Origin of the sequence: Streptomyces griseoviridis (assembly GCF_005222485.1) — a bacterium.
In the GTDB taxonomy this organism is placed as follows: Bacteria; Actinomycetota; Actinomycetes; order Streptomycetales; family Streptomycetaceae; genus Streptomyces; species Streptomyces hintoniae.
The window spans coordinates 8,542,927-8,561,738 of sequence record NZ_CP029078.1 but is presented as its reverse complement, the minus strand read 5'-3'; the positions used below and the strand labels follow the sequence as shown (position 1 = coordinate 8,561,738).

Sequence of the window (18,812 nt, the reverse complement as noted above, 5' to 3'; positions counted from 1 at the left end):
CGTGCGCTCTCGGTCGCACACCGGTGCGCTGCGGGACGAGAAGGGGCCAGGAACGGACCTAGCGTTCGACGTGGCCGAGCCGGGAGGCGCCGGACGCCGCATCCACACCCGCACCCGCACCCGCACCCGCACCCGCCGCTCGATGCCACTGCCAACACCCCACACACCCCACCCAGGAGAACCCCGTGCACGACGCCACACCGGTCAAGCCGGTCCTCGAACCCGCCGCCCAGGCCTTCGTCGAGGCGACCGCGAACCCGCCCTACCTCTTCGACCTCGCCCCGGCCGAGGGCCGCAAGGCTGTCGACGAGGTCCAGTCGGGCGACATCGCCGCGCCCGACGTCGACGAGGAGTGGATCACCGTCGAGGGCGGACCCACCGGCCAGGTCCGTGCCCGCGTGGTCAAGCCCGCGGGCGCCACCGGCACCCTGCCCGTCATCCTCTACATCCACGGCGCCGGCTGGGTCTTCGGCAACGCCCACACCCACGACCGTCTCGTCCGCGAACTCGCCACCGGCGCGCGGGCCGCCGTCGTCTTCCCCGAGTACGACCTCTCCCCCGAGGCCCGCTACCCGGTCGCCATCGAGCAGAACTACGCGGTGGCCCGCTGGATCGTCACCGAGGGCGCCTCGAAGGGCCTGGACGCCGGGCGCCTCGCCGTCGCCGGGGACTCCGTCGGCGGCAACATGAGCGCCGCCCTCACCCTGATGGCCAAGGAGCGCGGCGATGTGCCGCTGGTCCAGCAGGTGCTGTTCTACCCGGTCACCGACGCGCGCTTCGACACCGCGTCCTACGAGCAGTTCGCCGAGGGCTACTTCCTGCGCCGCGACGGCATGCAGTGGTTCTGGGACCAGTACACGACCGACGAGGGCGAGCGCGCCCTGATCACCGCGTCCCCGCTGCGCGCCACCACCGAGCAGCTCACCGGCCTGCCGCCCGCCCTGGTCATCACGGGCGAGGCCGACGTGCTGCGCGACGAGGGCGAGGCGTACGCGGCCAAGCTCCGCGCCGCGGGCGTCGCCGTCACCGCCGTCCGCTACCAGGGCGTCATCCACGACTTCGTGATGCTCAACGCGCTGCGCGGGACCCACGCCGCGCAGGCCGCGATCACCCAGGCCGTCACCGTGCTGCGCGACGCCCTCGGCACGGCCTGACCCGGGGAGTTCCCGCCATGTCCACGTCCCCTGTCACCCCGACGGTCGTCCTCGTGCACGGCGCGTTCACCGACGCGGCCTCCTGGTCCGGTGTCGTCGCCGAGTTGCAGGGCCGCGGTGTGCCCGTCGTCGCGCCGCCCAACCCGCTGCGCGGGCTCGCCTGCGACGCCGCCTATGTGGCGTCCGTCGCCGAGCAGATCGACGGCCCCGTGGTGCTCGTCGGCCACTCCTACGGGGGCGCGGTGATCACGGTGGCCGGTGCCGCCGAGAACGTCGTCGGCCTCGTCTACGTCGCCGCCTACGTCCTGGCGGAGGGCGAGAGCGTCGGCGAACTCCAGGGGCGGTTCCCCGAGTCGCCGCTCGGCGCGAGTCTCGTCCAGTGGGCGTACCCGCTGCCTGAGGGCGGCACCGCGGTCGAGGTCAGCGTCGCGGTGGACGCCTTCCCTTCGGTGTTCGCGGCGGACGTCCCCGCGGACGTCACGAGGGTGCTGGCGGCGACGCAGCGTCCGCTGGCCGCGTCGGCCTTCACCGAGACCGCCGCCGCGGCCGCCTGGCGGACCAGGCCGTCGTGGGCGCTGGTGGCGGGCGCCGACCGTGCCGTCAACCCCGAGGTGGAGCGGTTCGGCGCGCGGCGCGCGGGTGCGACGACCGTGGAGGTCGAGGGCGCCTCGCACGCGGTGGCCGTGTCGCGGCCCGCCGAGGTCGCGGCCCTGGTCCTCGACGCGGTGCGCGCCACGCGCTGACGGCACGCGCTGACGGCACGCGTTGACGGCACGCAGCCCGGCCGCGCGGACCCCGTTCGGGTGGGTCCGCGCGGCCGGGCCCGGTGCGTCGTGCCGGGTCGACCGGCTCAGAGGTGCTGGCCCACCTGGTAGGAGCCGGCCGGCTGGCGCACGATGACGTTCAACCGGTTGAAGGCGTTGATCAGCGCGATGAGGACGACGAGGGCCGCGAGCTGGTCCTCGTCGAAGTGCCGGGCGGCGTTGTCCCACACGTCGTCCGGGACACCGCCCGCCGCGTCGGCGATCCGGGTGCCCTGCTCGGCTAGCTCCAGCGCGGCCCGCTCCGCCTCGGTGAAGACGGTGGCCTCGCGCCAGGTGGCGACGAGATGCAGCCGCTGGTCGCCCTCGCCGGCGTGGAGGGCCTCCTTGACATGCATGTCGGTGCAGAAGCCGCAGCCGTTGATCTGGCTGGCGCGGATCTTCACCAGTTCCTGGGTCGCGGCCGGCAGCGCCGCGCCCGCGAGGGCCCGGTCGGCCCCCGCGAGGTGCTTCCCGGCCTTCATCGCGATCTGGTTGTCGAAGAGGTTGAGACGAGCGTCCATGTCGGTTCTCCCGTTGGCGTGCCGGTTCGATGAGGTTCTCCAGCTCAGACCGGACAGGGCCGCCGTGTGTGACAGCCCCGGATGTGACGCGCGTCTCATGCCACGCCCGCTCCCCGGACCGTCGCCCCGGCGCTGCCCACGGAGTGGCGCGCCGGCCGGCGCCCCGCTTCCCCTTCCGTGCGCTGTGGGACCAACAGCCGTGCGCTGTCGGTCCGTTGGGGTCACCGTCGCGTCCCTAGCCTTGCGGAACGAACCCCCAGGGGACCGCTCAGGCGGTACCCGACTCGCGAGAGCACAGAAAGGGACTGTGGTGAGATCCACTACCAGACCGAACATCCGCAGATGGCCCGCGGCGGTGGCCGCCCTGGTCAGCAGCCTCGTCCTGCTGATCGGCGTCTCAGCCCCCGCCCAGGCCGCCGAGACGTCGTGGGCGGACGTCGGCAACGGCGCACGAGTGCTGTCCGGCGTCTACTCCGTGACGGTCGGCGGCGCGACCTACGAGGTCGCCCGGGGCACCGACAACAACGTCTGGTTCCGTTACAACAACGGGAGTTGGCATCCGCTCGGCGGTGACAACTCCGCCAGGACCGTGTCGCCGCCGCGGATCGTCGAGTTCCCGCCCGGTCAGGTGATGGCCCTGCTCAGAGGGCTCGACGGGGAGATCTGGTACAGCAGGGCGACCAACGGACCGGCCAACTTCTGGGCCCCGTGGACCCGCATCGGTTCCGGCGCCCGCGCCATCGGCAGCCCGCTGGCCGTCCTGATCACGCCGAACGTGCTGCACATCGACGTCCCGAACGACGGCCGGTTCGTCAGCTACACCGGCCTGTACTCCTTCGACGGCGTCCTGTCGCAGAGCTCCTCGGGGTGGCGGGTGTCGGAGTACGCGAGGCTCTCGAGCGACAACGCGGACATCGAGGGGGACAGCTCCCTGGTCGTCTACAACACCGGCTACGGCCGCACCATGATCTCCGACTTCTACGTCGGCACCGACGGCCACATCTGGGAGGTGACGGAGTACTCGGACGGTGCGCCCGCGAGCGTGCGGCGGATCAGCGAGACGGCCGTCTGCGACAGCGGGGTGGCGGCGGCGCGCCTCGGCAACCAGACCACCGTGGCCACACCGGGCCAGCCGGGCTTCGCCGATCAGCAGCGCGTGCTCCTCGCCTGCATCGGGACCGACGGCAACGTCTGGACGAGCCAGTCCTCCGACGGCGGCATCACCTTCGGCAACTTCAGCCGCCCTTCGGGCGCCCTCGCGCCGTCCACCACCACCCCGGCGATCAGCCCCAGCGGGACCTCGTGGACCCTCACCATCTCGTGGAACGGTTCGCGGAGCACCCTGTTCCCCGACCACGCGGCCGTCGGCAAGCGGATCAGCTAGCCCGACCGTCCCCGGTGACCGGTGCGCGTTCAGGGGGGATTCGCCCCCGGCGGACCGGTACCGGGGTTGCGGTGCCTGCGGGTCGGAGGAACCGGCGTCGGTAGGTCGGGGCCAACTCGGCTGCCCGGCCACGGCGTTCGGCCGACTCGCTCCCCGGCAGCCGCGACGGCGGCGCGTCCTTGCCCGCGACGACATCTCCACGGTCAGCGAGCGGGACGGATCGTCGTCGGGGATCATCGGGGACTCCTCTGCTTGACGGGTGGAGACCGTGGGGTTCACCTGGTCGCCGGGAATCCGCGGACCGGCCGGTCCGCCTCGTCCGCGGCGCGGATCCTCCTGGCCCACACCAGCATGGTGCGGCGGACCATGGGCGACCTCGGCCCGGCGGGGGCGCACTCGTCCCGCGACGCGCTGCTCGCACGGGCCAAGGGGCTGGTCCTCGCCTCTTTCGACGACCGCGAACCCGCCTTCACCGACAGCAGCCACTTCGTCCGCGCCTTCAAGAAGCGGTACCACGCGACCCGGCGCAGTTCGCACGCCGCGTGACGTGACGCCGCCCGGGTGTCCCGGCGGGAGCGGCTGCGGCCGGCGGACAGCTGACACAGGTGACGGCCCCCGGACTCGGGCGGATCGCCTGGACCGCTTGGAGTAGAGCCCGCCGAGGCCCGTCGAACCCGTAAGAGGGATGCGGTGGTCCTTGCGTGGCGCGGTCGGACGGAGCGAGGCGATAGCTCCCCAGCAGCATCGAGCAGGCGTTCGAGCGCACGCCGGGGGATGCGGTCGTCCGCCACCTGGCCCGGCAGTTGGGCCGGATGCCGGGGCGCCGCGGGAGGCGTCCGGTGTTCCGGTGGTCGTGGGGCCACCTCCGGCTCCCCACTCATGAGCGATGCGGCGGGCCCAGGGCATGGACGCCCGAGGTCCGCCGGCTCCGCCGTCCCACCCGACAGGGGTTCTCCATGAAGCTTCACCGCACCGCCGTCGTCCTCCTCGGTACCGGCGCCTTGGTCCTCACCGGCACCTGCGTGGCGTCCGCCGACTCCGGCGCCCGCACCGCCTCCACCGCGCACCGGGCCGCCGCCGATCCGGTCACCTGCGCGGCGTCCACCACCGCTGCCGCCACCGCGGTGGCCAACGCGGCAGCCGCCGCCGACGTGGCCAAGAGCGACGCCGCGACCTCCGCCGCGGCGGCCAAGGCCGTCGCCGCCGCCATCGCCGCGGGACAGCCCGCCACGGCCCTCGGTGAAGCCGCCGCGACCGCCACCGCGGCCGCCGCGGCGGCGGTCACCTCCGCCGACGCCAGTGCCGCCGCCACCACCACGGCCGCCACCGCCGCCCAGGCCGCCGTCACCGCCTGCGCCGTGGCCTGACCGACAACGCCGGGTCGGTTCGGGGCGCGGCAGGGGTGCGGGCGAGGCCCCGGCGTCAGCTGAGAACCCACCCGGTGGGCCCGCGGCGGTCGCCCGCGGGCCCACCGGGGCCGCCGACCCCGCTCCGACGACGGCAACTCCCGGCCACCACGTCACCCGGTCCCCGCGCTCCTGGCCGTCGCGCGGAAGACCGTTCAGTCGGTAGCCGTCCCACCCGGTCGGTGGAGGGCGGTGTCGGACTCGCTCAGGTTGGTCATGGCCATGCTGGCCCGCCAGAGCTCCCGCGCGTTGGCGCGGTCGTGGGAGAGCGGTGACGACGACGCCGGCGCTTCTTGGTCGATGTAGGTGCCGGTCGTGGTGGCCAGGGCGGGATCGGTGACGAGTCTCGCGAGGGCGGCGCCGGACGCCGTGGCGGTGCCCTGTTTCCCGATCAGCCTGCCCATGACCGCGCCGAGGACCCTCGTCGCGCCGCGCACGAGGGCGTTCCCAGCGGGTGCGGCGAAGCCGGTGTCGGACATGGCGCCGGGGTTGAAGGCGTTGACGGTGACGGGCCGGTCGGCCAGCAGCTCGGCCATCTCGTACGCGCAGTAGAGGTTGCACAGTTTCGACATGCAGTGGGCCCGCATTCCCGGTCCCGGGCCGGTGGCGAGCGCCCTCGCGTCGCTGTGGGCCACCCTCACGGGGAAGAAGGGCGGCCCGCCGGGCATTCCGCCCGCGCTGACGCCGGCGTTGCAGACCACGCCGTACAGCGGCGGCAGGCCCACCCGCGCGAAGGTGTCGCAGAACGCGCGGACCGAGTCCAGCGAGGCCAGGTCGAGTTCCATGGCGGTGATGTGCGGATTGCCCGTCTCCGTCCGCAGCGCCTCGGCCGCGGCCTCGCCCCGTGCCGGGTTCCGGCAGGCGAGCACCACGTGGTGGCCCGGATCGTCGAGGGCGATGTTCTCGGGCGAGCCGACCGCAGACGCAATCGCGAGGTGATCGTGGCCGCGGCCCGGGAGGCGTTCGCGCGGGCCGACGCCGCGGGCGAGACCGTCTCCATGAACCAGGTCGCCCGCTCGGCCGGGGTCGGCGTCGCCACGCTCTACCGGCACTTCCCGTCCCGGGACGAGTTGGCGCTCGCCGTCCACCGGAGCAAGCTCGACGAGGTCACCGCGCGGGTGCGCGAACGCACCCGGGGCCGGAGCGCGCACGCGTCGCTCCGGGCCTGGATCACGGAGTTCGCCGCGTTCACGCTCGCCACCCGCGGCATGATGGACACCCTGCGCGCGGCCGGCCGGTCCGCGACCCCGTTCGCCTCCCCCGCCGCCGACGGGGTCACCGAGGTGGTCGCCGGGTATCTCGCCGACGGCGTGGCGGACCGCGGCATGCGGGACGGCCTCGACGCCATGGACGTGACCGTCGCGATCTGCGCCCTGCTCGGCACCACCGGGCCCGACGACTCGGGCGAACGCGCCGGACGCCTGCTGGGCCTGTTCACCGACAGCCTCGCCGCCGGGACCGGGTGAACGGCGTCGGAGCCGCACCCCCGCACGCGCACCCCGCACGCGCGCCACGACGCACCGCGCCGACCGCGCCCGGCGGCGGTCGTGGCCGACGGCGGTCGTGGCCGCTCGGGGCCCATCCCCCGGCGGCGCTCAACTCCCCACCGCCGAAGCTCCCGTGGCAGCTCAGGCGTAGGATGACCGGCGCCCCGGCCCGCCCCGAGGTCGACGGTGCGATGGAGTTGATGAGATGACGACGGACCCGCAGTCGCCCCCGGCGATCGACACCAGCAAGGCCCACCCCGCACGGGTCTACGACTGGCTGCTCGGCGGCAAGGACAACTACCCGATCGACGAGGCCGTCGCCGAGAAGCTGCCGCCCGAGGCGAGGGACGCGGCGCGGCAGAACCGCCAGTTCATGCACCGGGCCGCGGCCTGGCTCGCCGCGCGGGGCGTCGACCAGTTCCTGGACATCGGCACCGGCATCCCCACCGAACCCAACCTCCACCAGGTCGTGCAGAAGATCGTGCCGACGGCGAAGGTCGTGTACGCGGACAACGACCCGATCGTCCTGCGGCACGCGGAGGCGCTGCTCGTCAGCGGCACCGAGGGCGTCACGGACTACATCGAGGCGGACGTCAGGCAGCCGCTGCGGATCGTCGAACACGCCCGGCACATACTGGACTTCGACCGGCCGATCGCGCTGTCCCTGATCGCGCTGATCCACTTCATCCCGGACGAGCAGGACGCCCACGGCATCGTCCGCGACCTGGTCGCCACCCTGCCCGCGGGCAGCTACCTGGTGATGTCGCACGCCGCGTCCGACCTGTTCCCGGAACTCGCCGAGCAGGTCACCGCCGAGTACGCGCGCGGCGGCATCACCCTCGGTTTCCGTACCCGGCCCGAGGTGAACCGCTTCTTCGACGGCCTCGACCTCGTCGCGCCCGGTCTGGTGACGGCGACCGAGTGGGACGCCGAGGCCACCGGAGCGGCCCCCGAGCCCAGCGGCATCTACGCCGGAGTGGCCCGCGTCCGCTCCTGAGCGGCGGAGGGCGGCGGCCGCGCGGAGGCGGCGACCGGGTCCGGCACGGGTCGGCTCCGGACGCGCCGACCGGGCCCATCACAGGTCGCCGCCCGGCGCCACCCCTCGGGACCGGCTAATTCAAGCCGATTGTCGCGCAGTCGTCCGCGTAGGCGGCGGTGCAGATCTCCCGGACGGTGTAGACACCGTCCTGGACGACCGTCTCCTTGATGTTGTCCTTGGTGAGCGCGACCACGGGCACCAGCCTCGCCGGGATGTCCTTGTCGGTGGGGCTGTCCACGGAGTCCTGGGCGAGCGCGTCGAACCGCAGCTCGCTGCCGCGCACCTTGGCGACGGCCAACTCGGCGGCGTCGGTCGCCTCTTGGAGGAACGGCTTGTATACGGTCATGTACTGCTCGCCGGCCACGATCCGCTGGACGGCCGGCAGATCTGCGTCCTGCCCGGTCACCGGCGGCAGCTTCTTGACGCCCGCGCCCTTCAGCGCTGCGATCGCGGCGCCCGCCATGCCGTCGTTGGCGGCGTAGACGGCGTCGATCCGGTCGGCGCCGAGGGCCGCGATGGCCTTCTTCATGTTGGCCTCGGCGACCTGGGGCAGCCACTCCTTGGTGTCGTACGCCTTGGCGATGTCGACCCGGTGGGTCAGCTCGCCGAGCGCTCCCGCCTTGAACCGCGCGGTGTTGGGGTCCGCGGGTGAGCCGTTGAGCATCACGACCTTGCTGGACTCGGCGGAGGCGCCGAGGGCGTCCACGAGGGCGCGGCCCTGCACCTCGCCGACCAGTTCGTTGTCGTGCGACACGTACCCGGAGATGGGCCCTTCGGCGAGCCGGTCGTAGGCGATGACGGGGATGCCCGCGTCCTTGGCCTTCCGGACGGCCGGCGCGATCGCCTTCGCGTCGACCGCGTCGACGAGGATGACGTCCGCCTCGTCGGCGATCATCTTCTCCATCTGCTCGCTCTGCTTGGCCGCGCTCGCACCGGCGTTGGCGTAGACGACCTTGCCCTTCCCCTCGGTCAGGGAGGCGACGTGCTTCTCGATCAGCGGGTGGTCGAACTTCTCGAAGCGCGCCGTGTCCCGGTCGGGCAGCAGCAGCCCGAGGGTGATGTCGTTCGTCTTCTCCGGGGTCGCCGCGGTGTCGCTCCCCGCGACCGAGTCGAGCGCTCCGCAGGCCGTGAGCAGGAAGGCCGACGTGGACGCGGTCAGCGCGACGGCGATACGGGGCGTGCTGGTTCTACGGGTGGTGCGGGAGTTCACGTGGGGGTGGCCTTTCGGGCAGGAGTGTGCGGCCTGGTGACCAGGCGACGGCACAACCGACGTCGTCAGGAAAGCACAGCCCGCACGTCTGTTCGCCGTTGCCGGGAAACCCCCACGACACATCCGCAATTCCGGTTTCCCCAGGAACCGTTGAAGACCCGCAGCTTCCGCAACAGAACAGACACCACGGGTGTACGGACGGGGCCCTCGTACCGCAAGGTTGAGAAGTGCTCAACTTCGGCCAGGACTGAGCTGTTTGAGCCACCGCAAGATCAATAACCTACTCGTCGAAGGCCACTTGTCTATCTCGAGGAGTTCCGTGTCCACTGCACAGCAGGTGCCCGACATCCTCTCGTCGGAGTTCGCCGAGAACCCCTACCCCGCCTACGCGGTCATGCGGGAGAAAGAACCCCTGATCTGGCACGAGCCCACCCAGAGCTGGATCATCTCCCGCTACGAGGACGTCGAGCGGGTCTTCAAGGACAAGAAGTCGGAGTTCACGACCGACAACTACAACTGGCAGATCGAGCCGGTCCACGGCAAGACGATCCTCCAGATGAGCGGACGCGAGCACGCGGTGCGGCGGGCGCTCGTGGCCCCCGCCTTCCGGGGCAGCGACCTCCAGGAGAAGTTCCTGCCGGTCATCGAGCGCAACTCACGCGAACTCATCGACAGCTTCCGGCAGTCGGGCTCGGCCGACATCGTGAGCGACTACGCGACCAGATTCCCGGTCAACGTGATCGCGGACATGCTCGGACTCGACAAGGCCGATCACGCCCGGTTCCACGGCTGGTACACGGCCGTCATCGCGTTCCTCGGCAACCTGTCCGGGGACGCGGAGGTCACGGCGGCGGGCGAGCGCACCCGGATCGAGTTCGCCGAGTACATGATCCCGATCATCAGGAACCGGCGCGACAACCTGGGCGACGACCTGCTCTCCACGCTCTGCGCCGCCGAGGTCGACGGTGTCCGGATGAGCGACGAGGACATCAAGGCGTTCTGCAGCCTGCTGCTCGCCGCGGGCGGTGAGACGACCGACAAGGCGATCGCCAGCATCATCGCCAACCTGCTGCTCCACCCGGACCAGTTGGCGGCCGTCCAGGCGGACCGGAGCCTCATCCCCGCGGCGTTCGCGGAGACCCTGCGGTACACCCCGCCGGTGCACATGATCATGCGGCAGACGGCCACGGACGTCGAGGTCAGCGGAGGCACCATACCCGCGGGCGCCACCGTGACCTGCCTGATCGGCTCGGCGAACCGGGACGGGAGCCGTTACCGGGAGCCGGACAGCTTCGACATCTTCCGTGACGACCTGACCACGACGTCGGCGTTCTCGGCGGCGGCCGACCATCTGGCGTTCGCGCTCGGCCGGCACTTCTGTGTCGGCGCGCTGCTCGCCAAGGCGGAGGTGGAGATCGGGGTCAACCAGCTGCTCGACGCGATGCCGGATCTGCGGCTCGCGGACGGCTTCGACCCGGTCGAGCTGGGCGTGTTCACGCGCGGCCCGCAGGCGCTCCCGGTGCGCTTCACGCCGACGTCGGCCTGATCCGCCCCATCGGCGCGGCCGGCCCGGTCGTCGATCTGTCTCCTCCGCGTACCCGGCCGACCGGGTACGCGGAGGGGTGGGCCATCAGCGCGCGGAGGGCGTGAACCGCACGGGGAGCGCGGTCAGTCCGCGCATCCAGATGGACGGCCGCCAGGTCAGCTCGGCGGGCTTGACACCCAGCACTATGTCGGGCAGGTGCTCGAGGAGCGTCTCCACCGCCGTGCGCGCCATGACGTCCGCGAGGAGCGGTGCCGGGTAGGGGCAGCGGTGTTCGCCGTTGCTGAAGGAGAGGTGCGCGGAGTTCTCGGCGCCGACATGGGACTCGGGCCAGATCTGCGGGTCGGTGTTGGCCGCCGCGAGGCCGAGGACGAGGCAGTCGCCCTCGCGGATCAGGCGCCCGCCGAGCTGGATGTCGCGCACGGCCCACCGCCCGATGAAGTTCTGGGTCGGGGTGTCGAGCCAGAGCACCTCGTTGAGCGCGTCGCCGACGCTGACCCGGCCGCCCGACACGTTGACCGCGAACCGTTCGTCGGTGAGCAGCAGCCGCAGGGTGTTGCAGATCCAGTTGGCGGTGGGCTGCTGGGCCGCGGCGATGACGGAGATCAGGTCCTGCACGATCTCCTCGTCGGTGAGCCCGGCGGGGTCCTGGATCATCCGGGAGGTGACGTCGGGTCCCGGGCGTTCCCGCTTCTCCCGCACCAGCCGCATGATCCGCTCGCCGACCCGGCCGTAGGCGGCCACCGGGTCGTCGCCCTCGGAGGCGTCGAGGGAGATCCGCAGGTCGTCGACGAGCTGTTCGGTGTCGACGGTGCCGGGCGGCATGCCGCACATCCACAGCACCCCGCGGGCCGGCAGGGCGTGCGCGTACATGCTCATCAGCTCGGCCTGGCCGCTGCCGGAGAACGCGCTGATCAGCCGCTCGGCGATCAGCTGGCACTCGCGGGCCAGCTCGAACTGGTCGACGCCCTCGAGGGCCTGGGTGATGACACCGGCCCGCCGCTGGTGCTCCTCGCGCTCGGCGAACAGCACGGACGGCTGGTAGCCGACGTACGGCATCAGCGGCCAGTCCGGCGGGATGTTCGGCCACTGGTTCCAGCGCCGGGAGTCCCGCGCGAACAGCTCGTCGTGGCTGGTCACGTAGGACACCTCGGGGTATCCGAGGACCAGCCAGGCCGGTACCCCGCCGTCGAGCAGCACCGGGGCGACCGCGCCGTGCTCGCGGCGCATGGTGCGGTACATCTGCGACGGCGTCTGCTGGTACTCCAGGCCGCCCATGTGCACGGCGTCGGCGTGGGCCGGGCAGCCGGGTGGCGGCGTGGTCGCGGTCGGGGAGCCGGGTGTGTCGCTCACGGTGTCGTCTCCTGGGACAGTGCCATTGCGTAGAGGTGGTCCACCAGAGTGATGAGGACCTCTTTGCCCGAGGCCCGTACGCGTGCGTCGCAGTCGACCATCGGCACGTGGTCGCCCAGGGCGAGGGCCTGGCGGATCTCCTGGAGCGAGAACCGGCTCTCGTCCTCGTCGAAGCGGTTGACGGCCACCACGAACGGGGTCTTGTGGTGTTCGAGCCGGTCTATCGCGTACCAGGAGTCCTGCATGCGCCGGGTGTCGACGAGGACGACGGCGCCGAGCGTGCCGGAGAAGAGGCGGTCCCAGAGGAACCAGAAGCGCTCCTGGCCGGGGGCGCCGAACAGGTAGAGCACCATGCGCTGGTTGAGGCTGATGCGGCCGAAGTCGAAGGCGACGGTCGTGGTGGTCTTGCGCTCCACGCCGACCGTCTCGTCGACGCCCTGGCCCGCCTGGGTCATCACCTCTTCGGTGTTGAGCGGTCTGATCTCGCTCACCGAGCGGACCAGGGTGGTCTTGCCGACGCCGAACCCGCCCACGACGACGATCTTCAGTCCGGTCTCGGCGTCGTCGGCCAGCGGCGTGCGCTGGGAGGGCAGCTCAGAGGTTGCGGAGCCCATGGAGCACCTCCTGGAGCAGGGCGGTTTCGGGGAGGGACGCGAGGGACGCGGCCGCACGGGGGTGGCGGGCGCTGATCCGGCCCATGTCGTGGAGGTCGCCGAGGAGGATGCGGACGACGGTGATCGGCATCTTCAGCTCGGCGGACACCTCGACGAGTGCCGTCGGGTGACGGCACAGTTCGAGGATCCGCACGTGCTCGGACTGCATCCCGGCCGTCGGCTCGCACTCGCTGACGATGAGGGTCACCAGGTCGAACGTGTCGTCGGCCTCGCTGCGTCCGCCCGTGACCGTGTACAGGCGGTCCGGGTCACCGACGTCCACGGGTTTGTTGGTCACCTGGCGGCACCCCGGACGGCCGGCGTGCGCGGTTCGGCACGGAGATGGTCGCCGATCTGTTCGACCAGCTCGGTCATCTGGTGGCCGACGACGCCCGGGTCGGCGCTCTCCTGGGCGACGACCGCGAGGTGCGCGCCCTCACCGGCCTCCACGATGAACAGCAGGCCGCCGTGGAACTCCGTCATGGAGTGCCGGACGCCGCCCGAGCCGTCGCCGAACTCCACGGAGGCGCCCTGGGCGAGGGCCTGGATGCCGGAGCAGATGGCCGCGAGCTGGTCGGCCTGATCGAGCGTCAGGTGCTCCGTCCAGCACAGTTTGAGGCCGTCCCGCGACAGAACGACCGCATGGCGGGTGCCAGGCGTGCGCTCCAAGAGGTTCTTGAGGAGCCAGGTGAGGCTGTTGTCAGTGGTCTCCATGGTGGGTGGGGCGGGCGCTGACCGGTCGAGGGTCACCCGGCCCGTTCCTCCAATCAAGCGAAGTACGGCGATCTGCGGGAATGGTGGGTGCGGGGCCCGGGGCGGTGCGCGGGGCCCGGCAAGCTAGTCGTCGGCCACGGCCTCGTGCCCGTCGTCGCCGGGGAGCGCGGTGTCGTCGCCGCCGGGGCGTGCGGTGCCGCCGGCGCCCTGCTGGCGGCCTCGGTGGAAGGCACCGAAGCGGGTGCCCGCGTCCCGGGCCGGGCCGGGTTCGCCGTGCGCGGTGGCGGGCGGCTCGGGGGCGGACCGCTGGCGGTCGCGGTCCGCTTCGGCCATGGTGCGTCCGGGGGCGCGCACGGGCAGTCCGCCGGGGGTGGCCTCGGCGCCGCGGGTGCGCGGGATGTCGGCGCGGCGGGCGGGTTCCTCGGGCAGGGCGTCCTGCTGGTGGCGCATCGGCAGTGAGTCCTCGACGGCGCGGGGGGCGGGAGCGGCCGGGGCGGCGGGCGCCGACGGCGCGGCGTGCCGGGGGCGCTGCTCGTGGTGGGTGACCGCGTCCCGCTGCTGGGCGACCAGCTGGGGCGGGAGGAGGACGACGACGCCGGTGCCGCCGCGTGAGGAGGGCCGGTAGTTGACGCTGATGCCGTACTTGACGGCGAGCCGTCCGACGACGCCGAGGCCGAGCCGGGTGCCCTGGAGGGAGGCGAGGTCGACGACCTGTCCCGAGACGGACTCCTCGGCCCGTCGCATGGCGGCCGCGGCCATCTTCAGGCCGCTGTCCTCGATGGTGACGACGAGGCCGGCGCTGCGTTCCTCGACGTAGACGTGCACCTCGTCGATGGGCGGCGAGAAGTTGGCGGCGTTGTCCATGAGTTCGGCGAGGAGGTGCATGACGCCCTCGGCCGCGAAGCCGGCGATGGCCGCCTTGCTCGACGAGTGCAGCCGCACCCGGCGGTAGGCCGCGATCCGGCCGACGGCGCCGCGCAGGATGCTCTCCACGACGATCGGCTTGTTCCAGACCCTGCTGGAGCGGCCGCCCATGAGCAGGGCGAGGCGGTCGGTCATCAGGCCGAGCTGGGAGGTGCTGTGGTCGAGGCGGAGCAGGTCGCCGAAGACCTCGCCGCCGTGCCGGTCCTGCATGTCGCGCAGGTCGGCGAGCATGCTGACGGTCTTGGCCTGGACCCGGCTGAGCGCCTTCGCCGAGGCGGCCTGGGCGGCGGCGGACCGGCGTTCGCTGTAGGCGAGTTCGCGGACGAACGTCTCCGAGGAGTCGCGCAGCAGGGTGCTCTGCGGCCAGTCGAACCTGGCGAGCACGGTGTTGGCCGAGCTGCCTTCGCGCAGCATGGCCACGGCGCTGGGCAGGATCTCCTTGGTGAGGCGCTCCATCTCCTCGGTGCCGCGGGCCAGTTCGCCGCGGAGGGCGCGCAGTTCGGCCTGCGCGTCGTCACGGCGCCGAACCGATTCCGCGAGTTCGGCGGCGAAGAGGTGCAGCATCTGTCGCTGGTGCGGGTCGGAGGGGGCGGGGACGCCGGGCAGTGCCTCGGCGGCGCTCGCGCCGTTCTTCACGCGCTTGGCGATCTCCGGCAGGGTGACGCTGACCAGCTGGGACGCCTCGGCGCTCTGCTGCATCCAGTTGTTCTTGGTCATCTCCAGTTCGCCGCCGCGGGCCGCCGCGTCACGGCGGGCCCTGCGGAGCTGGCTGGAGGCGACGGCCACGGCGACGGCGACGCAGCACCAGGCGGCGACGGCGGTGCCGAGCACCCAGGTCCGGGCGTTGTCGGGTGCGACGACGGTGGTGGCGGCGCCGGCGGCGGCCGTCACGAGGAGGAGAGCCGTGAAGACGGGGGACAGCACGGGCGAGGAACGCGCCCCTTTCGCGGATCGGCGCTGGCGGGGGCGAGCAGGCACTGGCATTCCGCGGTCCCTCGGTCCGTGTGAGCAGGAGTGGGGTGGGCGGCTGTGAGGTCGCCGACGATCCGGAGAACGGCCCGCCAGGGCCGTGACTGTTCCGGATCAAGCACGCCGCTCATGCTAGTCATGGTGTCGACCTTGAGTACCCCAACAAGGGCCCCAGCGCTCACAAGAGTTCACTTCGTCGAGAAACGGCCATCGTGGCGAACAGGTGTGGTAGTTGAGGCTGGTCGGGTTCCTCGGACATCTGGTGCCAAGTCACCAGCACCCTGCGGGGTCGGCCGGTGCCGAACCGGGGTCCGATCCCGTCAGGTCCGGCCCCTGGGCGTCTATTTTCGGCCAAGTCCGCGTGGTGCGGGAGGGGCTGGAGGGGGTCACGGGACGAGGACGGTGCGGACTCCGGGCTCCTCGGGGGCCGTCCAGGCGCTCTCCGCGTCGGCGAGCGGCGCCTCGCGCACGGCGACGACGAGACCGCCGTCGCCGATCTCCCTTACCAGGGACGGGAGTTCGGCCGGACAGCCCGGGAGGGACACCGTGCCCAGCGCCGGGGCCTCGATCCGCGCGCCGGCGGTCGCTGGGCCGGACGGTCAGAGCCAGTCGGTCGCCAGCCAGGCTGCGGCGCCCGCGGCCACCAGCAGGGCGATGTTCAGGGCTATGACCTTGCTCTCGCCGCGCGAGACGTGCACGACGATGCCCCCGACCTGGATCAGCGCCAGGCCGACGGCGGCGGCCACCGCGCAGCCGACGGCGATGCCCGTGAGCGGAGGCAGTACGAGCCCGGCGGCGCCGAGCACCTCGAGCGCTCCGATGGCCCGGACGGCGGGCATGGGCACCTGGTCGACCCAGCCCATCATGGGCCGCAGCTCCTCCTGGCTCTGGAGGAGCTTCTTCCCTCCCCCGTAGACGTAGAAGACCGCGAGCAGCGCGGCGACGATCCAGTAGGCGATGTGCACAGTGACCCCAAGTCGACGGTTACCCGATGTGAGTTGCCTCATGATGAGTGACGGGCGAGAGGCTCACAAAAGGCACACGCGTGTGCGTGACGAACAGGGGGACGCCATGCCGAAGTACCGCCACACCTGCGCGATCCGGGGCGACGGCGGGCGCACGCTCCGGTCCGTGATGGACCGGATCGGCGACAAGTGGACGCTGCTGATCGTGGCCACCCTCGACGAGGGTCGGCTGCGCTTCACCGACCTGCAGCGGATGATCCCGGGGATCTCGCAGCGGATGCTGACGCTGAACCTCCGCCATCTGGAGCGCGACGGCCTGGTCTCACGGACCGTGTACGCGCAGGTGCCGCCCCGGGTCGAGTACGAGCTGACCGCGAACGGCAGGAGCCTGATCCCGCCCGCGCTCGCGCTCGCCGACTGGGCCACCGAGCACATCGGGGAGATCGAGACGAGCAGGAAGAGCTACGACGACCGGTCGGGCTGAGCCCGCTCCCGGGCGGCGGGCGGCTTCTTCTGGTGTACTTCCGACGACGCCCCGAGGCTCGGGAAGGTGGTCGGTGACGTGGTGACCGAAAGGACCCGGCGCCCGCGCGGTCTGTTCGTCGGGCTGTGCACCCTTGACGTGGTCCATCTGGTGGAGCGGGTGCCGGGCTCCGACGAGAAGCTGACGGCGCTCGACCAGACCGTCGCCGCGGGCGGTCCGGCCGCGGGCGCTGCCGCGGTCTTCGCGCATCTCGGCGGCGCGGCGACCTTGCTGACCGCGATCGGCGCGCATCCGCTGGGTGTCGCTGCCGCCGCGGACCTGACCCGGCTCGGCGTGACCGTCACCGACCTCGCCCCCGACGCGGCCGGCCCGCCCGCCGTGTCGTCGATCCTGGTGACACAGGCCACCGGAGAGAGAGCCGTCGCCTCCACCAACGCGGGCGCCCACCGGCTCGCACCGCCCGCGGACCTCGACCGGTCGGTGGCGGCCTGCGACCTCGTCGAACTCGACGGCCACCACCGGGAGCTGGCCGTCGCCGCCGCCCGCGCGGGCCGGGCCGCGGGCCGAACGACCCTGCTGGACGGGGGCAGTTGGAAGGACGGCAGTGAGGAGCTGCTGCCGTTCGTCGATGTCGCGGTCTGCTCGGCCGACTTCCGGCCGCCCGGCACCCGCACCCCGGCCGACACCCTGCGGTTCCTGCGGGAGCGCGGGGTGGGCTTCGCGGCGGTCAGCCGGGGCGGCCGGCCCCTGCTGTGGGCGGGCCCCGACGGTGACGGCGCGGTGGAGGTGCCCCCGGTGCGGGTCGTGGACACTCTGGGCGCGGGGGACGTGCTGCACGGAGCCCTCGCCCATCACCTGGCGCTCCAGGGCGGGTTGACGACGGCGGGGTTCGCGGCGGCGCTGCGCCGGTCGGCGCGGGTGGCGTCACGGGCGTGCGCGTCGTTCGGGACCCGGGAGTGGATGCGCGCCCGGCCGACGGACCAGGGAACGCCACCGCCCCAGTGAGCTGACAGGCCGTCAATTTCCCTTGCGCAGGCGGACTTCCTCCACGCCGAGCAGCCCGAGGAGCGGCACCTTCCCGACGCTCTGGTCCCGGTCCACCGCAAGGCCCGCCTCGCGGACGAGGTCCAGCAGGAGTTCGGCGAGCGGCATCACCATGTGCCGTCCCCAGCAGCGTTCCGAGGAGTGGCCGAAGGGCAGGTAGCCGGGGGTGCGGTCGGGGTCGAGGTGCTCCCACCGCTCGGGCCGGAAGCTGTCGGGGTCCTCCCACAGCGCCGGGTCGCGGTGCGAGAGCAGCGGCAGCACCAGGACGTCGTCGCCCTCGCCGATCCGGTCGTCGATGGCGCCGTACTCAGGTGACGCGTTGCGCAGGATGTTCCAGGAGGGCGGCAGCAGGCGCAGGGACTCGTGGATGATGTGCCGGTTCGGCATGTCGTCGGCGAAGGGTGCGCCGAGCCAGAGGGCGTTGGAGACCAGCGTGGAGACGGTGAAGCAGACCGGGGCCGCGGCCCTGCGGTAGACGCCCATCGCGTAGCGGCGGTCCTGGTAGCCGACCGCGCGGGCGGCCCGGTCGCCGAGGCTGGTGAGGTGGTCCCCCGGCCGGGGCCAGCCGGGCAGGGCCGCGCCGACGGCGATCACCGACCAGGTGAGTTTGGGGGTCAGTTCGAGGGTCCTGCTCATCAGCATCCGCAGCCGCGCGGGGTCCCGGCCGAGGATCAGGTCCCGCAGGAAGAGGTGTCCGGTCAGCGGCCAGGCTCCGGAGAGGTCGACGTTCTCGGGCAGCGGGCCGGCCAGCGCGTCCCGGACGTCGGTGCCGATGGTGCGGGTGACGGCGGACGCCTCGGTACGGGAGATGGAGCGTCCTTGCAGGGGCTTGAAGGTGGGCCGCTCGGTCTCGGTGGCCCGGCGGGCCGCGAGGATCCGGTCGGCGACCTCGGGGCCGGCGACGCCCACGGTGTCGGGTTCGAGCCGGAACACGTCCTCGCCGAGGTGGTCGCGGAGCAGGGCGGCGAGCCGCGGTGCGAACACGGTGGTGCGGTGGGCCGAGGCGGCGGACGACGGGGACAGCGGGGACATCGGCCCTCCGGAGCGGTGGGTGGGGTCGCCGGTGCCGGGCGTCCCCGCGGTGCGCGCGGGACAGCGTCGTCCCGTGCGGGTGGCCGCACGGGACGACGGTGCCGACGACCCGCCCGGCAGCGGCCGG

General features: G+C 72.6%; 21 protein-coding genes. 10 read left to right on the top strand and 11 right to left on the bottom strand.

The genetic code is table 11. The annotated features are described in order from the left end of the window. Nucleotides 1-185: 185 nt before the first annotated feature. Together DDJ31_RS36960 and DDJ31_RS36955 are read left to right on the top strand one after the other, a co-directional pair. The gene (locus tag DDJ31_RS36960) at nucleotides 186-1,154 is read left to right on the top strand and encodes an alpha/beta hydrolase (RefSeq protein WP_127176064.1); all 969 of its coding nucleotides are present in this window, start codon (nucleotides 186-188) and stop codon (nucleotides 1,152-1,154) included. A gap of 17 nt (nucleotides 1,155-1,171) precedes the next feature. After that, nucleotides 1,172-1,897, top strand: coding sequence for an alpha/beta fold hydrolase (locus DDJ31_RS36955; protein WP_127176065.1), 726 nt, complete (start codon nucleotides 1,172-1,174; stop codon nucleotides 1,895-1,897). Between the two features lie 107 nt (nucleotides 1,898-2,004). Here the strand turns inward: DDJ31_RS36955 and DDJ31_RS36950 are convergent, their stop codons facing one another. Continuing rightward, a complete protein-coding gene (locus DDJ31_RS36950; RefSeq protein WP_127176066.1) occupies nucleotides 2,005-2,478 on the bottom strand; it encodes a carboxymuconolactone decarboxylase family protein in 474 nt (157 codons plus the stop codon). A gap of 310 nt (nucleotides 2,479-2,788) precedes the next feature. Here DDJ31_RS36950 and DDJ31_RS36945 point away from each other — a divergent pair, with 310 nt between their 5' ends. The 3 genes from DDJ31_RS36945 to DDJ31_RS36935 all read left to right on the top strand — a co-directional run bounded on the left by DDJ31_RS36945 (nucleotide 2,789) and on the right by DDJ31_RS36935 (nucleotide 5,229). Further along, entirely contained in the window at nucleotides 2,789-3,862 is a 1,074-nt protein-coding gene (locus DDJ31_RS36945) for a hypothetical protein (protein WP_127176067.1), read from the top strand. 366 nt (nucleotides 3,863-4,228) lie between these two features. Then, entirely contained in the window at nucleotides 4,229-4,408 is a 180-nt protein-coding gene (locus DDJ31_RS36940; RefSeq protein WP_240677940.1) for a hypothetical protein, read from the top strand. 410 nt (nucleotides 4,409-4,818) lie between these two features. After that, nucleotides 4,819-5,229, top strand: coding sequence for a hypothetical protein (locus DDJ31_RS36935; protein WP_127176068.1), 411 nt, complete (start codon nucleotides 4,819-4,821; stop codon nucleotides 5,227-5,229). A gap of 194 nt (nucleotides 5,230-5,423) precedes the next feature. Here the strand turns inward: DDJ31_RS36935 and DDJ31_RS36930 are convergent, their stop codons facing one another. Next, nucleotides 5,424-6,140, bottom strand: a complete 717-nt coding sequence (locus DDJ31_RS36930) for a hypothetical protein (RefSeq protein WP_164784816.1) — start codon at nucleotides 6,138-6,140, stop codon at nucleotides 5,424-5,426. Between DDJ31_RS36930 and DDJ31_RS36925 the strand changes: the two genes are divergently transcribed. Both DDJ31_RS36925 and DDJ31_RS36920 read left to right on the top strand, forming a co-directional pair. Next, complete coding sequence (locus DDJ31_RS36925) at nucleotides 6,141-6,734, top strand: TetR/AcrR family transcriptional regulator (protein ID WP_164784817.1); 594 nt, start codon at nucleotides 6,141-6,143, stop codon at nucleotides 6,732-6,734. A gap of 226 nt (nucleotides 6,735-6,960) precedes the next feature. After that, on the top strand, nucleotides 6,961-7,752 hold the full coding sequence (locus tag DDJ31_RS36920; protein WP_127176070.1) for an SAM-dependent methyltransferase: 792 nt from the start codon (nucleotides 6,961-6,963) through the stop codon (nucleotides 7,750-7,752). Between the two features lie 115 nt (nucleotides 7,753-7,867). Here the strand turns inward: DDJ31_RS36920 and DDJ31_RS36915 are convergent, their stop codons facing one another. After that, entirely contained in the window at nucleotides 7,868-9,004 is a 1,137-nt protein-coding gene (locus DDJ31_RS36915; protein ID WP_240677941.1) for a sugar ABC transporter substrate-binding protein, read from the bottom strand. Between the two features lie 319 nt (nucleotides 9,005-9,323). Here DDJ31_RS36915 and DDJ31_RS36910 point away from each other — a divergent pair, with 319 nt between their 5' ends. After that, nucleotides 9,324-10,550, top strand: coding sequence for a cytochrome P450 (locus DDJ31_RS36910; RefSeq protein WP_127176072.1), 1,227 nt, complete (start codon nucleotides 9,324-9,326; stop codon nucleotides 10,548-10,550). Between the two features lie 84 nt (nucleotides 10,551-10,634). Here DDJ31_RS36910 and DDJ31_RS36905 read toward each other — a convergent pair whose 3' ends face one another. From DDJ31_RS36905 to DDJ31_RS36875, 7 genes are all read right to left on the bottom strand, one after another. Beyond that, nucleotides 10,635-11,900 (bottom strand): cytochrome P450, encoded by a 1,266-nt coding sequence (locus DDJ31_RS36905; RefSeq protein WP_127176073.1) that lies wholly within the window; start codon nucleotides 11,898-11,900, stop codon nucleotides 10,635-10,637. Continuing rightward, entirely contained in the window at nucleotides 11,897-12,514 is a 618-nt protein-coding gene (locus DDJ31_RS36900) for a GTP-binding protein (RefSeq protein ID WP_127176074.1), read from the bottom strand. Before DDJ31_RS36900 ends, DDJ31_RS36905 begins: the two co-directional genes overlap by 4 nt. Further along, nucleotides 12,495-12,851, bottom strand: coding sequence for a DUF742 domain-containing protein (locus DDJ31_RS36895; protein ID WP_127176075.1), 357 nt, complete (start codon nucleotides 12,849-12,851; stop codon nucleotides 12,495-12,497). Before DDJ31_RS36895 ends, DDJ31_RS36900 begins: the two co-directional genes overlap by 20 nt. Next, nucleotides 12,848-13,267 carry a roadblock/LC7 domain-containing protein gene (locus DDJ31_RS36890; RefSeq protein ID WP_127176076.1) on the bottom strand — a complete coding sequence of 140 codons (420 nt, stop codon included), beginning with the start codon at nucleotides 13,265-13,267 and terminating at the stop codon, nucleotides 12,848-12,850. The genes DDJ31_RS36895 and DDJ31_RS36890 overlap by 4 nt, the downstream gene beginning before the upstream one ends. A 123-nt stretch (nucleotides 13,268-13,390) precedes the next feature. Further along, nucleotides 13,391-15,175 carry a sensor histidine kinase gene (locus DDJ31_RS36885; RefSeq protein ID WP_127176077.1) on the bottom strand — a complete coding sequence of 595 codons (1,785 nt, stop codon included), beginning with the start codon at nucleotides 15,173-15,175 and terminating at the stop codon, nucleotides 13,391-13,393. Between the two features lie 371 nt (nucleotides 15,176-15,546). Next, entirely contained in the window at nucleotides 15,547-15,705 is a 159-nt protein-coding gene (locus DDJ31_RS36880) for a hypothetical protein (RefSeq protein ID WP_164784818.1), read from the bottom strand. A 54-nt stretch (nucleotides 15,706-15,759) separates the two neighbouring features. Beyond that, nucleotides 15,760-16,125 (bottom strand): DoxX family protein, encoded by a 366-nt coding sequence (locus DDJ31_RS36875; RefSeq protein ID WP_127176078.1) that lies wholly within the window; start codon nucleotides 16,123-16,125, stop codon nucleotides 15,760-15,762. Between the two features lie 82 nt (nucleotides 16,126-16,207). Here DDJ31_RS36875 and DDJ31_RS36870 point away from each other — a divergent pair, with 82 nt between their 5' ends. Both DDJ31_RS36870 and DDJ31_RS36865 read left to right on the top strand, forming a co-directional pair. Continuing rightward, a complete protein-coding gene (locus DDJ31_RS36870) occupies nucleotides 16,208-16,609 on the top strand; it encodes a winged helix-turn-helix transcriptional regulator (RefSeq protein ID WP_240677942.1) in 402 nt (133 codons plus the stop codon). Between the two features lie 78 nt (nucleotides 16,610-16,687). Further along, a complete protein-coding gene (locus tag DDJ31_RS36865) occupies nucleotides 16,688-17,614 on the top strand; it encodes a PfkB family carbohydrate kinase (RefSeq protein WP_240677943.1) in 927 nt (308 codons plus the stop codon). Nucleotides 17,615-17,626: 12 nt separating this feature from the next. Here DDJ31_RS36865 and DDJ31_RS36860 read toward each other — a convergent pair whose 3' ends face one another. Then, the gene (locus DDJ31_RS36860) at nucleotides 17,627-18,685 is read right to left on the bottom strand and encodes a cytochrome P450 (RefSeq protein WP_127176079.1); all 1,059 of its coding nucleotides are present in this window, start codon (nucleotides 18,683-18,685) and stop codon (nucleotides 17,627-17,629) included. Nucleotides 18,686-18,812 lie beyond the last annotated feature (127 nt).

Excerpts from the sequence above, each read along its gene's own strand:
- DDJ31_RS36955 (WP_127176065.1), top strand. The coding sequence starts at position 1,172 with ATGTCCACGTCCCCTGTCACCCCGACGGTCGTCCTCGTGCACGGCGCG.
- DDJ31_RS36950 (WP_127176066.1), bottom strand. The coding sequence starts at position 2,478 with ATGGACGCTCGTCTCAACCTCTTCGACAACCAGATCGCGATGAAGGCC.
- DDJ31_RS36940 (WP_240677940.1), top strand. The coding sequence starts at position 4,229 with ATGGGCGACCTCGGCCCGGCGGGGGCGCACTCGTCCCGCGACGCGCTG.
- DDJ31_RS36935 (WP_127176068.1), top strand. The coding sequence starts at position 4,819 with ATGAAGCTTCACCGCACCGCCGTCGTCCTCCTCGGTACCGGCGCCTTG.
- DDJ31_RS36920 (WP_127176070.1), top strand. The coding sequence starts at position 6,961 with ATGACGACGGACCCGCAGTCGCCCCCGGCGATCGACACCAGCAAGGCC.
- DDJ31_RS36900 (WP_127176074.1), bottom strand. The coding sequence starts at position 12,514 with ATGGGCTCCGCAACCTCTGAGCTGCCCTCCCAGCGCACGCCGCTGGCC.
- DDJ31_RS36890 (WP_127176076.1), bottom strand. The coding sequence starts at position 13,267 with ATGGAGACCACTGACAACAGCCTCACCTGGCTCCTCAAGAACCTCTTG.
- DDJ31_RS36885 (WP_127176077.1), bottom strand. The coding sequence starts at position 15,175 with ATGCCAGTGCCTGCTCGCCCCCGCCAGCGCCGATCCGCGAAAGGGGCG.
- DDJ31_RS36860 (WP_127176079.1), bottom strand. The coding sequence starts at position 18,685 with ATGTCCCCGCTGTCCCCGTCGTCCGCCGCCTCGGCCCACCGCACCACC.